A 13425-nucleotide genomic window follows, 5' to 3' on the forward strand; every position below is an offset into this window, starting at 1 on the left:
TTAAGAAGAGTAACCTTAGAAACACCGTTGATTTCCGCTTCGGCGGACGCTTTTCGCACTCTTAGCCTTTGCTTCTCGCTCACACTGCGGAACGCGTCCACCTGAAACGGAAATCACCAGTAATATTCATTCTTTAAAGCACCATGAACCCAGTCTTCATGCTACATTTTTATATACTTGCTTACTTTTCAAAAAAAGTGGCGGTCGTAACATCTGTTACGACCGCCACTCTATGTTTCTCTTATTAAGCCATTGCTGCTTCGATATTGCCCCATGGAATTTCCATTGCTTCCGCAAGTCCTTGGCCGTATGCAGGATCAGCTTTGTAACAGTGAATGATGTGACGAATCTTAATAAATTCTTCTACGCCATTCATATTACGTGTTGTGTTATCAATAAGAACTTTTTGTTGTTCTGAGCTCATCAATCTGAATAGTTTACCAGGTTGCTCATAATAGTTATCGTCATCTTCGCGGAAATCCCAAATTCCAGCATCTCCATGAAGTGGTAAACGAGGCTCTGTGTATTCAGGTTGTGTTTTCCATTTTCCATAACTATTTGGCTCATAAGGTAATGATCCACCTAAGTTACCGTCAACACGCATCGCACCGTCTCTATGGAAAGAGTGTACAGGACATTTCGGTGTGTTAACTGGAATTTGGTGATGGTTAACACCTAAACGGTAACGTTGAGCATCCCCATAAGAGAATAAACGTCCTTGTAACATTCTGTCTGGAGAGAAGCTAATACCAGGTACAACGTTAGCTGGTGTGAAAGCTGCTTGCTCTACTTCTGCAAAATAGTTTTCAGGATTACGGTTAAGTTCCCATTCGCCAACTTCAATTAGAGGGAAGTCTTTTTTATACCAAACTTTCGTTAAGTCAAATGGATTGTAAGGCATATTATTAGCTTGCTCTTCCGTCATTACTTGGATATACATTTTCCATTTAGGGAAGTTGCCTTCTTCGATATTATCGTATAGGTCGCGTTGTGAACTTTCACGGTCCACACCAACTACTTCAACTGCTTCTTGATCAGTTAAGTTCTCAATACCTTGTTGTGAGCGCATATGGAATTTTACCCATACACGTTCATTGTTAGCATTGATCATACTGAATGTATGACTACCAAATCCGTGCATTGTACGGTAAGATTTTGGAAGTCCTCTGTCACTCATTACGATTGTCACTTGGTGAAGTGCTTCCGGTAATGATGTCCAGAAATCCCAGTTGCTATTAGCACTACGCATACCAGTACGTGGATCACGTTTAATTGCATGATTTAAATCTGGGAAATTAAGCGGATCACGGAAGAAGAATACAGGAGTGTTGTTACCAACTAAATCCCAGTTACCTTGTTCTGTGTAGAAACGCATTGAGAAACCACGGATATCACGTTCTGCATCTGCGGCTCCACGTTCACCAGCTACAGTTGAGAAACGAACGAACATTTCTGTTTCTTTTCCGATTTCAGAGAAAAGAGCTGCTGAAGTATATTGTGTAATATCATGAGTTACAGTAAATTTACCATAAGCACCTGATCCTTTTGCATGCATACGACGCTCTGGGATTACTTCTCTATCAAAATGTGCTAGTTTTTCTAGTAACCACACATCTTGTAATAATAGTGGGCCACGTGATCCAGCTGATTGCGAGTTTTGATTATCTACTACTGGCGCACCCGCTGCAGTTGTCATTTTGTTGTTGTTTTGATTTTCTGACATTCAATTTCCCCCTAGATTAGAATATTTATAATACAAGAATCATTATATCAAAGAGATGAAAATATTGCTAGATTTGAGGTGTGAAGATTTAACAAACTTTATTTTAATATAATAAAAAATGTAACATCAATCGTTATAAACACTGATGTTACATAGGTTTTAGTTAAATGAGTAATTCAAATAATGTGCTATCCTTATTTACTTCTTTATAGGAAAATCCATTCTCATTCATACGAGAAAGAATGCCAGAAAAGTCATTTCTGTTTTTCAATTCAATGCCTACAAGTGCTGGACCACTTTCTTTATTGTTTTTCTTCGTATATTCAAAAGTAGTAATATCATCATCTGGTCCAAGAACTTTATCAAGAAATTGTCGTAATGCGCCTGCTCTTTGAGGAAACTTTACGATGAAATAATATAGTAATCCTTCATATATTAAAGACTTTTCTTTTATCTCCTGCATACGACCAATGTCATTGTTACCTCCACTAATGACACAAACGACAGATTTCCCTTTAATCGCTTCGCTATAAAAGTCCAATGCTGCAACGGATAGGGCACCTGCAGGTTCTGCAATAATCGCATGTTTGTTGTATAAATCTAAAATAGTTGTACATACCTTTCCTTCTGGCACAAGGACGATATCATCTACATATTTTTTACTTAGTTCATAAGATAGATTTCCGACACATTTTACTGCAGCACCGTCTACAAATTTATCAATTGAATCTAGCACGACAGGTCCTTCGTTTTTAAAAGCTGCCTTCATACTTGCGGCTCCAGCAGGCTCAACACCAATCACTTTGGTGAATGGAGAGACGTTCTTTACATATGTAGAAAGTCCAGATATTAACCCGCCACCACCAATGCTACCGAACAAATAATCTATAGGCACATCGATGTCATTCATAATTTCCACCGCAACAGTAGCTTGACCCGCAATGATATCTGGATCATCAAATGGATGTATGAAAATTCTATCCTCCACCTCTGCGTATGCCGTTGCACTTTCCGCCGAATCATCAAAAGTATCCCCGGCAAGAATGATTTCAACAAATTCACGTCCAAACATTCTCACTTGATCAATCTTTTGTGAAGGAGTGGTTAATGGCATAAAAATTTTTGCTATGATTCCTAGTTGTGCACATGCGTATGCTACTCCTTGTGCGTGGTTACCTGCGCTAGCACAGACAACACCTTTTTCTTTTGCCTCTTCCTCGATTGTTTTGATCTTATAGTATGCTCCGCGTAATTTAAATGACCGGACATGTTGTAAATCCTCCCGTTTGAAATAAATAGATGCACCATATTTTTCAGATAAATATTCATTTTTTTGTAAGGGAGTATGGTAGACCACATCTTTTAAAAACTGATGTGCAATAAGGACATTTTCTACTTGAATAGATTTCGTATCTGTTAATTGCATAATAGGGACGGAACCTCCATTTTTCTATTTAAAAAGATTACTATATTTTAACACACTACATCGTTAAAATACCAGAATTTCGGTAGATAATTCAAAATTGTTTAATAACTTAATTGGGACGAATGTTCATTATTAACATTAATAATTTAAATTAAACAAAATATATTGACTTATGTGGTAGAAACGAACATAATATGTTCATAGTAAACGTTTTTATAAAAAGGAGAATTATATGACTCCGGTATTAAGGAAGAAACGCATCATTGAAGAGCTTGCCATAAAAGGTAAAGTAGAAATATTAGATTTAGTGAATTTACTTGATGTTTCTGCAATGACAATTCGTCGAGATCTAGATGAATTAGAAAAACAGAAGAAACTTATAAGAACTCATGGGGGAGCTGCGATACCCGAAGCTATTATTGCTGAACAGAGCTATTTACAAAAAATTTTGGAAGCTCACCCACAAAAAATTGAAATAGCTGAAATTGCATCAGAATTAGTAAAGGATGGTATGAAGGTATTTCTAGATTCTGGGACGACCAATTTTGAGATTGCTAAACGTTTGAAAGTTAGAGATAATCTCACAATTGTTACAAATGATATTAAAATCGCTGCCGAACTAATGGATAGTAAAGTGGAAGTCATAATGCTAGGCGGTAAAATTCAAAATGGTGTTGGTGCGGTTTTTGGAACATATGCAGAAAAGATGTTAAAAGAAATTCATGTAGATATATTGTTTTTGGGTGCCCATGCGGTTCATTCTACACTAGGAATTACTTCTGCAACTCTGGAAAAAGCAACTATTAAGAGAGAGATGATTAATAGTAGTGAAGTAGTTTATTTAGTTGTAGATGCACAGAAGTTTGGAAAGAAAGCGTTTGCTAAAATAGCAAGTATCGACTCTGTGACGGCCATAATAACAGACCAAACACTTCCAAAAGAAGTGGAAGAAATATACAGTGAAATGACTAGCTTTATAAAGGGTGTGGGAAAATGAAAGTTGGAATTATTGCAGATGATTTAACTGGAGCTAATGCGACAGGAGTTCTCCTATCTAAGAATGGGTTTAATAGTGCAACAGTAGTATTTGAAGGAGAGGTACCAACAATTGGTGGGTTTACCTCCATTAGTGTGGATACAGATAGCAGATACTGTGCGCCTAGTTCGGCACAAACAAGAGTTTTAAAAGCGTACGAACAGCTTTCAACATGGGGTGCAAGTGTGTTTTGTAAACGGATTGATAGTACAGTACGTGGAAATCTTGGAGTAGAAACAGACACTTTATTAAATGCACTAGGAGAAAATAGTGTGGCAGTGGTCGTTACTTCTTATCCAGACTCTGGGCGCATTGTCTCTGGTGGATACCTATTGGTAGATGGTGTACCTGTGGAATCTACTGATGTTGCAAAGGATCCTATGAATCCGATTACAATATCCCATGTGCCAACTATTATGAGTGAGCAAAGCCAGTTTCCTGTTTCCCATATAGGATTAGGAAGAGTTTTAAAAGGGAAAAATAGTATTCATTTAGAAATGTTGAAACAAATAGAAGCTGGAAATCGGATTATTGTTGTGGATGCCGTGACCAATGAAGAGATAGATCATATAGCAGAATCGATGGCTGCAATTGATGGTGTGGTTTTTGTACCAGTGGATCCAGGTCCATTATCTGCTTCTTATAGTCGTTTGATGGCTCATCAGCATATTTTAACGAATAAATTCATCGTGACTGTAGGTAGTATAACTCCTTTAACTGGAAGACAGTTGAATTACTTAGTCGATAAGAAAAATGCCGATCCAGTTTATGTAAAAACGGAGGCGTTAGCTTCTACTACTAGTACGTGGGACGAGGAAATAGAACGTGCGGTGAAGGAAGCTATTATTAAACTTGAGGAACAAGAGGTTCTGATCATCACTACTTATGCCCCGGGTGCAGGAAAATTAAACTTAAAAGATATTGCAACTAGGGAAGGAGTAACTGAAGAAAAGCTTGCCAAACGCTTAACGGAAGGTTTGGCTAGAGTTACTCAAAGTGTTATTGACCAAACTGAACATACTATTGATGGAATGTTTTCCAGTGGTGGAGATGTGACAGCTGCTCTATGTTCTGTCAGTGATGCGCAGGCTATCGGTTTACAGGATGAAGTACTTCCTTTAGCTGCGTATGGTCATTTTATAGGAGGAGCTTTCGATGGCATTCCTGTAATCACTAAAGGTGGCATGGTAGGGGATAAATACTCTATTTATAAATGTGTAAGATTCTTAACAAACAAAAAAGAAGAAGGAAGTGTTTAGGAAATGACTACAGTACGAGAAATTATTGCGATTCCTATGGGAGATGCGGCCGGTATTGGTCCAGAAATTACAGTGAAATCTTTAGCAAAAGAAGAACTTTACACTATGTGTAAACCACTAGTAGTAGGAGATGCGAACATACTACGTAAAGCAATCGAAGTAACTGGAGTAAATTTAAAGGTTAGTGTAGTTACATCGCCTTCTGAAGGTTCTTATGAATTTGGAACAATTGATGTAATGGATTTAGCTAATATTAATATGGAAGATTTCGAGCCTGGACAAGTTTCTGCACAAAACGGACAAGCAGCATTTGAATTTATCAAACGTTCAGTGGAGCTTGCAATGGCTGGAGAAGTTAAAGCTATTGCTACTACACCGATCAATAAAGAATCATTAAAAGCAGCAAAAGTTCCTTATATCGGCCATACAGAAATGTTAGAGGATTTAGGCGGGGCTCCTGATCCACTAACTATGTTCCAAGTAAATGGAATGCGTATTTTCTTCTTGACTCGTCATGTGTCTGTAGCAGAAGCAATCACACAAATGACAAAAGAAAGAGTTCGTGACTATTTAAATAGATGTGATAAAGCTCTGCAACGTCTCGGTGTTGAAAATCGTAAACTTGCAGTTGCAGGATTAAACCCACATGCAGGTGAGGGCGGTCTATTCGGTATGGAAGAAGTAGAAGAAATTAAACCGGGTGTAGAGCTTGCGAAAGCAGATGGTATTGATGCTTACGGTCCAGTTCCGGCTGATTCAGTTTTCTTCCAAGCACTTAACGGTAAATATGATGCGGTTCTTTCTCTATACCACGATCAAGGTCATATCGCTGCGAAAATGACAGATTTCCACCGTACTATTTCTATTACAAATGGTCTTCCTTTCCTACGTACATCTGTTGACCATGGTACCGCATTTGATATTGCTTGGAAAAACATTGCATCTGAAGTAAGTATGTACGAATGTATCAAACTAGCTGCTGAATATGCACCAAAATTTACTCGTGAATCATTGTAAGTAAAGAATTATTGTAAGTAAAGAATCATTGTAAATAATTATACAGAAGGAAAGTAGTCTACTTTCCTTCTCTTAAATAGAAGTTTGAAAGGGGTTACATGAGATGTCGTCTGAATCACAAGTAATTTTAGGTCTAATCATTGGGGTAATTCTATTAGTCTATCTAGTAGTGAAAACAAAAATTCATGTATTTTTAGCTTTAATAATCGCCGCAGCAATAACAGGAATCATCGGAGGAATGTCACCTCCTAAGGTAGCTGATGCTATTATTGGTGGTTTTGGTAGTACGCTAGGCTCCATAGGTATTGTAATTGGATTTGGAGTCATGATGGGTAGACTACTAGAAGTTTCAGGTGCTGCTGAACGATTAGCGTACGCACTTATTAAATTTATTGGTAAGAAAAAAGAAGAATGGGCAATGGCCCTAGCAGGATACATAGTAGCTATACCTATATTTGTCGATTCAACTTTTATCATTTTAACACCACTAATTAAATCTGTTGCAAGAAAAACTGGGAAATCAGTTGTTGCAATAGGGATACCATTGGCAATTGGTGCAGTAGCAACTCATCATGCTGTTCCCCCAACTCCAGGACCACTAGGAGTTGCAGGAATCTTCGGCGTTGACGTTGGTCAAATGATTATTTATGGATTGATTTTTGCTATTCCGATTATGTTAGTTGGGGTTTTCTATGGGAAATGGTTAGGAAAGAAAATATATCAACTTCCAAATGAAGATGGCACTGACTGGGTTCGTCCTGAAGATGAAATGACGTATGATGAATTTGTTCAACTTTCTGATGAGCGGAATAAAGAGCTTCCGTCCTTATTCCGTTCTATATTACCAATTGTCTTACCGATTGTATTGATTTTCCTAAATACGACCTTGACTGCATTAGAAATTACTGGTGGAATTTATGATTATCTAATTTTCTTAGGTCAACCAATTATTGCTGTTGGGTTAGCGGTAATCGCAGCTATTTATGCATTAGCAGGACGTTGGAGTCGTGAAGATACTCTTGGGCGTATGGAAGAAGGTATGAACAGTGCCGGGGTTATTCTATTAATCACAGGTGCTGGTGGTGCATTCGGATATGTACTACGTGAAAGTGGTGCTGGGGATTATATCGGAAATCTCGTTGCATCTTTACCGTTACCTGCTGTATTAATACCGTTTATAGTTGCATCCCTTATAAGATTGATACAGGGTAGTGGAACTGTTGCAATGATTACAGCTGCATCCATTTCAGCACCAATTCTAGCTAATATAGACGGTGTAAATATGGTACTTGCGGCACAAGCGGCAGCACTTGGGGCAATGGTATTCTCTTATTTTAGTGATACAATGTTCTGGGTTGTTAACCGTTCGCTTGGTATTACAAATACGAAAGAACAAATTATGGTGTGGTCAATTCCAACTACTTTAGCTTGGGGTGCTTCACTGATAGCTATACTTATTGCAGATATTTTTGTTTAATAATCACAATTGAGGACGTTCATGGAGAGCGTCCTCTTTTATTATAATAGATTATCATCTGAATATAGTTTGATCAGATGAACGAGCCTTCTCTCAGCATAAGTTTGGATTATAGAGATATACTAACAATCGTGAGTAAATATAGAAGGTGTTAAACAACAGAGAATGAGGAGATGTACAAATGGCCATAAAAGTAGCGGCAATCATAGGAAGTAATAGAAAGGGCTCATACAACTTAAAATTAGTAGAATATATGAAAAAACGCTATACGCAACAATTGGACATACAAATCGTTTCCATTAATGATATAGAAATGTTTAATGCTGATATAGAAGATAACCCTCCTAAAGGGGCTATGGATTTTAAAATAATAGTTCGCAATGCAGAAGCAGTGCTTTTTGCAGTTCCAGAATATAACTTCTCTATCCCAGGTGCATTGAAAAATGCGATTGACTGGATGTCACGCAGTGGACATGACCTAAAAGATAAACCAACATTTATCGTAGGATCTTCTATGGGTGTTTTAGGTAGCATTCGTGCGCAAATGCATTTAAGAGAAATTATTTCCAATCCGACGCTTCAACCAAGATTACTTCCTGGCAATGAAGTCTATATCGGTGCCATTCATACAAAGATCAATGAACAAAATGAAATTACAGATCAAGCAACAAGTGATTTTTTAGATCAGGTCGTAAATAACTTTGAGGAATTTTATAACAATATAAAATAATAATGTGAACAAAACCGCAAATCGATTAATGATTTGCGGTTTTTGTTTGTTAAAATTCTTAATTGAAAAATATAAATGAACATATTTTCATAGATGGTTTGTTACATAAGGTGTATAGTGATTCTAGAGAATTCGTATAAGGGTGGAAGGAAGTAATTAAATTGAATAATGTTTTTAATAAATCAACTATGTTGCTCCTATTTTTAATTTTTGTTTGGGGAGCAAGTTGGCCTATATATAAACTAGCTTTACCTTATACACCACCCATATTATTTGCAGGAATGAGAGCAACAATTGGTGGGCTTCTGTTAGCAGTTATTTTATTTAATATAAGGGATAAAATAAATTGGCGTGAAAATTGGCGTTATTATTGTACTTCTGCCTTATTAAATACAACTATATTTTTTGGAATTCAAACAGTTGGATTAAATTATTTACCGGGCGGATTATTTTCCATTCTTGTTTACTTTCAACCAGTGCTGTTAGGTCTCTTTGCGTGGATTTGGCTAGGTGAATTTATGACTCCAGGAAAGATTATAGGGTTGGTAATTGGGTTTATAGGGATTGTCATTGTAAGCCTGGATGGGTTGACTTTTCATGTTTCCGTAATTGGTGTAGCTCTTGGCTTAATGACTGCCTTCTTCTGGGCGATAGGTGTTATATACGTCAAAAAAGTGAGTCATAAGGTTAACGCATTTTGGATGGTTTCCATGCAATGTATTATTGGTGGATTTGTTTTGATTGTATTTGGCGGTTTTTTCGAAGACTTTTCCGATATTGTTTGGAATAGCAAATATGTTGGTGCATTAAGTTATGGATCTATTTTAGGGATTCCTCTAGCACAGTTAGTTTATTACAAACTTATTAGGGAAGGAGAAGCTAGTAAGGTAGGATCTTTCACTTTTATGGTACCAATTATTGCAGTCATCTTAGGTGCAGTATTCTTAGATGAAGCAATAACATACATGCTTATTCTTGGTCTGGTTATGGTTGGAATAAGTATTTTTATAGTAAACTATAGAAGTAAAAAGAAACTTTTGGATTATAGTAAAAATAGCTAATAATTTTAAATGAAGGTGAGTATATGAAAAATAAGACCGTAGTCCGTTCAATGGATATCTTAAACTTGTTTCTTGAACACTCAGAACTGACTTTTCAAGAGATAATTGAACTATCTATGATACCGAAAACCTCTGTCTACAGAATGCTCCTTACATTAGAAGAAATGGGTTTCATAGAAAAAGGAAGAGATTCAAAATATCGTTTAGGTTTATTGTTTTTAACGTATGGAAATCTTGTAGCTTCCCGATTAAATCTAAGACAAATTGCTTATGATATCATGCAAGAATTACATAAGGAACTAAAAGAAGCTATAAATTTAATCATTCGTCAAGGTGATGAAACAATTTATATTGAAAAAGTGGATGTCTATCAAAAAGTTCGTTTGTATACTGCAATCGGCAGAAGAAGTCCGCTTTATGCAGGTGCGTGTGCTAGGGTTATTCTTTCTTTTTTAACTGATCAAGAAATAGAGACTTATCTAAATAAGGTTGAGTTAGAAAAAATTGCAACTGGGACATTAACTAATAAAGAAGTATTATTAAAGTCTATAAGCGATGCAAGGGTAAATGGATATACAATTAGCCATTCTGAATTAGAGGATTATACGTCTGCAATTGCAGCTCCAATTTTCGATTTTAAAGGTGAAATTATTGGAGGACTAAGTATTGCAGGTATCGAAGCAAATTACCAAAATGATAATATTGCTTTTTATGCCAGCAAAGTAATGACTGCTGCTGATGAAATTTCTCGTAAGCTAGGATACAGAAAACCCCCTCAACAAAAATAGGAGGGGATTTTCAATTTAATGATATAACTTATATTTAATTGCATTTTTAATGAGGTTTATCTTTCGTTCATTTTGAATAAATGCATGTTCGGCTTCTTCTAATGTGACTTCTTTAAACTGGATAGTAGCTGTTGGTTGAAGTTGTGCAAGCGTAGGCAAATCTGCAGAAATAACTTGTCCAATCTTTGGGTATCCGCCTGTTGTCTGTCTATCTGCCATTAGTATTATTGGCTGTCCACTAGGGGGGATCTGAATTGTGCCAAATGTTACTCCTTCCGATAGGAGTTCAAAGTTTTCCGAAAGGGAAAGAGATTGCCCTTCTAATCTATAACCCATTCGATCAGACTGTAAAGATATAGTAAAAACCTCAGTCCATAGTTTATGTTGACTCTCTTTGTTGAACCTTTCAAATTCTGTTCCCTTAATTACTCGTATTACTTGATGCTTGTTAAAACTTATCAACTCATTATAATTTATGCTCCAATTGACATTGTTTTTCTGGCTTGTTTTTGAAGTCTCGTTTTCCAATTTATTGGAATGTGTTAAAGGAAGAACATCTCCTTTTTGTAACGCTCTCCCTTTAAATCCGCCAATCCTAGCACGAAGATATGTACTTTTACTACCCATCACCTCAGGAATATCAATTCCTCCTGCTATTGCTACGTAAGCTCTACTTCCGTTAATGGCTGTATGAAATTTTAAAATAGAGTCTTTCCTGACGACAATTGGGCTCCATAATGGTGCGGGAATATTATTAATAGTTGGTAAGAAATCTGCGCCAGTGATAGCAATTAGTGTTTCTTCCTCAAATTGAAGAGTGGTTCCATAAAGTGTTATTTCAAGATTAGCCTCACTTTCAATATTACCAACTAAGAGATTACCTAGCCTTAATGAATAGGAATCCATTGCTCCGCCTACAATTACACCAAACTTTTGTGAGCCATATCTTCCTAAATCCTGAATAGTAGTCATTAGTCCCTGGTTCAAAACTTTTATACTCATTTCTTCAACTCCTCGTATAATAAGTATTCCTCAGGCGTTATGGATACAAATTGGATTTGATCGCCTGCCTGTAACAGTGTAGGAGGAGACTCTTTTGGAAGGAACAAATCGAGTGGAGTCCTACCAATGATTTGCCATCCCCCAGGTGTTTCTAACGAATAAATCCCTGTTTGTTTACCAGCTATACCTACTGATCCTCGTGGAATTGATAATCTCGGGGTTTCTCTTCTTGGAGTTGCTATTCGTTCATCCATACCGCCCATAAAAGGGAATCCTGGTGCAAATCCTAGCATATAAACCAAACATTCACTACTTGTATGAATATCAATAACCTCTTCCATTGATAGATTATTTATAGATGCTACATTCTCTAAATCAGGACCAAATTCACCTCCGTAGCAAACTGGGATAGTTACAATTCTTGTATCGGCGTTTTTATCCAATGTTATTTGTTGAGCCAGTTTTTTTATATGACTACTCACTTTATCGTAGGCACTAGTCGAACCGCTATGTGAATTTTGCACCAAAAATGGATTATAGTAAACGGTAATATTGTTATAAGCAGGCACGAATTCTATAATTCCCTTAAATGGTATAGTCGAAATTATCTCTGAGAGACTTTTTACTAGTTTGTGTAGGGTAGGATTTATTCCGTCTCCAAGCTGAACAATCAGTGCTGAATCGCCTAAAGGTTTAATGTCGAGTTCTAATTGTGAAGATTTCATAGTATGTAACAACTCCTTTAGTTTCGAATTACGGTACTTAAGTTCTTAAAAATGAATTACATAAATTATTATAATTGTCTAAAATTAAATTACAAGTTTTGTTTTCTTAACCTGATTCTATTAAAAAGAAGAATATTTACGTGATTCTACAATTTTTTATTCATTTTTAAAAGTCAATCTTATTAATTGGTGTGAAAGGCGTCGATTCCAGCGAAAATTAAGGTTGCCAGGATTTCACTATTTAATATGCTTTTATGAATTTAATAGAATCTATCTAATTATTTGATTTCTAAAATAATATCTATTCAGAAAAATCAAACTGTGGTAAACTTTTTTTAAGTTTCAAAACTAAGGTTCCATAATTCGGAACAAGCGAGTGTTGATTCTTTTATTTAAATCTGAGGAGGGTTTAGAAAATGTTTAAAATAGATATAAATTGTGATTTAGGCGAAAGTTTTGGACGTTATCAATTAGGTGAACAAAAAGAGATATTGAAGTATGTAACATCTGCGAATATAGCGTGTGGTTTTCACGCAGGAGATCCGAGTGTTATGCGAGAAACAGTAAAACTAGCTATTGACTACGGTGTGAAAATCGGTGCACACCCTGGCTTACCTGATTTAAACGGATTTGGTCGTAGAGAAATGAATATCTCTCCTCAAGAAGGGTACGACATGGTTGTCTATCAGATAGGAGCTTTACAAGCATTTTTAGCCACATTTGATGAAAAGATGCAGCATGTAAAACCTCATGGAGCATTATTTAATATGGCAGCAAAAAATAAAGAGCTAGCAGAGGCTATAGCAAAAGCGGTTTATGATGTGGATTCTTCCATAATTCTCTTTGGACTAGCAAATAGTGAGTTGACTGCTGCAGGCGAAAGAATTGGCTTACAGACAGCTCATGAAGTTTTTGCAGACCGTACATACCAAGCGGATGGAACTTTGACTTCTCGACAACATGCGGATGCATTGATAACTGATACACATAAATCCGTTTCACAAGTTGTCAAAATGATAAAGGAAGGTATAGTAATATCTCAACAAAATACGGAGGTATCGATAAAAGCAGATACAGTTTGTATTCATGGCGATGGAGAACATGCTGTGACATTTGCGCGACAGATTAAAGAAACATTAGAGCGCAACAATATTGCTATTTCTTCATTAGTGGACTAGGGG

Annotated in this window: 12 protein-coding genes; 8 read left to right on the forward strand and 4 right to left on the reverse strand. The window is 36.5% G+C overall.

Features of this window, described 5'->3' with window-relative positions; all coding sequences use genetic code 11:
- Positions 1-244 precede the first annotated feature (244 nt).
- Both KD050_RS19715 and ilvA read right to left on the reverse strand, forming a co-directional pair.
- Positions 245-1723, reverse strand: a complete 1479-nt coding sequence (locus KD050_RS19715) for a catalase (protein ID WP_211893993.1) — start codon at positions 1721-1723, stop codon at positions 245-247.
- A 163-nt stretch (positions 1724-1886) separates the two neighbouring features.
- The gene (gene ilvA, locus KD050_RS19720) at positions 1887-3149 is read right to left on the reverse strand and encodes a threonine ammonia-lyase IlvA (protein ID WP_211893994.1); all 1263 of its coding nucleotides are present in this window, start codon (positions 3147-3149) and stop codon (positions 1887-1889) included.
- A gap of 232 nt (positions 3150-3381) precedes the next feature.
- On the opposite strand from ilvA, the gene KD050_RS19725 reads away from it, so the two are divergent.
- The 7 genes from KD050_RS19725 to KD050_RS19755 all read left to right on the forward strand — a co-directional run bounded on the left by KD050_RS19725 (position 3382) and on the right by KD050_RS19755 (position 10517).
- On the forward strand, positions 3382-4146 hold the full coding sequence (locus tag KD050_RS19725; protein WP_211893995.1) for a DeoR/GlpR family DNA-binding transcription regulator: 765 nt from the start codon (positions 3382-3384) through the stop codon (positions 4144-4146).
- Positions 4143-5444 (forward strand): four-carbon acid sugar kinase family protein, encoded by a 1302-nt coding sequence (locus tag KD050_RS19730; protein ID WP_211893996.1) that lies wholly within the window; start codon positions 4143-4145, stop codon positions 5442-5444. The genes KD050_RS19725 and KD050_RS19730 overlap by 4 nt, the downstream gene beginning before the upstream one ends.
- Positions 5445-5447: 3 nt before the next feature.
- Positions 5448-6461: a 4-hydroxythreonine-4-phosphate dehydrogenase PdxA gene (gene pdxA, locus KD050_RS19735; RefSeq protein ID WP_211893997.1), complete on the forward strand. Its 1014-nt coding sequence runs from the start codon at positions 5448-5450 to the stop codon at positions 6459-6461.
- A 103-nt stretch (positions 6462-6564) separates the two neighbouring features.
- On the forward strand, positions 6565-7938 hold the full coding sequence (locus KD050_RS19740) for a GntP family permease (protein WP_211893998.1): 1374 nt from the start codon (positions 6565-6567) through the stop codon (positions 7936-7938).
- Positions 7939-8119: 181 nt separating this feature from the next.
- On the forward strand, positions 8120-8668 hold the full coding sequence (locus tag KD050_RS19745; protein ID WP_211893999.1) for an NADPH-dependent FMN reductase: 549 nt from the start codon (positions 8120-8122) through the stop codon (positions 8666-8668).
- 161 nt (positions 8669-8829) lie between these two features.
- Complete coding sequence (locus KD050_RS19750; protein ID WP_211894000.1) at positions 8830-9729, forward strand: DMT family transporter; 900 nt, start codon at positions 8830-8832, stop codon at positions 9727-9729.
- Between the two features lie 23 nt (positions 9730-9752).
- Positions 9753-10517: an IclR family transcriptional regulator gene (locus KD050_RS19755; RefSeq protein ID WP_211894001.1), complete on the forward strand. Its 765-nt coding sequence runs from the start codon at positions 9753-9755 to the stop codon at positions 10515-10517.
- Between the two features lie 15 nt (positions 10518-10532).
- On the opposite strand, the gene KD050_RS19760 is transcribed toward KD050_RS19755, so the two are convergent.
- Positions 10533-11519, reverse strand: coding sequence for a 5-oxoprolinase subunit C family protein (locus tag KD050_RS19760; RefSeq protein ID WP_211894002.1), 987 nt, complete (start codon positions 11517-11519; stop codon positions 10533-10535).
- Complete coding sequence (gene pxpB, locus KD050_RS19765) at positions 11516-12244, reverse strand: 5-oxoprolinase subunit PxpB (protein WP_211894003.1); 729 nt, start codon at positions 12242-12244, stop codon at positions 11516-11518. The genes KD050_RS19760 and pxpB overlap by 4 nt, the downstream gene beginning before the upstream one ends.
- 416 nt (positions 12245-12660) lie before the next feature.
- Between pxpB and pxpA the strand changes: the two genes are divergently transcribed.
- A complete protein-coding gene (gene pxpA / locus KD050_RS19770; RefSeq protein ID WP_211894004.1) occupies positions 12661-13422 on the forward strand; it encodes a 5-oxoprolinase subunit PxpA in 762 nt (253 codons plus the stop codon).
- Positions 13423-13425 lie beyond the last annotated feature (3 nt).

The sequence above is a fragment of the Psychrobacillus sp. INOP01 genome, from assembly GCF_018140925.1.
Classification (GTDB): domain Bacteria; phylum Bacillota; class Bacilli; order Bacillales_A; family Planococcaceae; genus Psychrobacillus.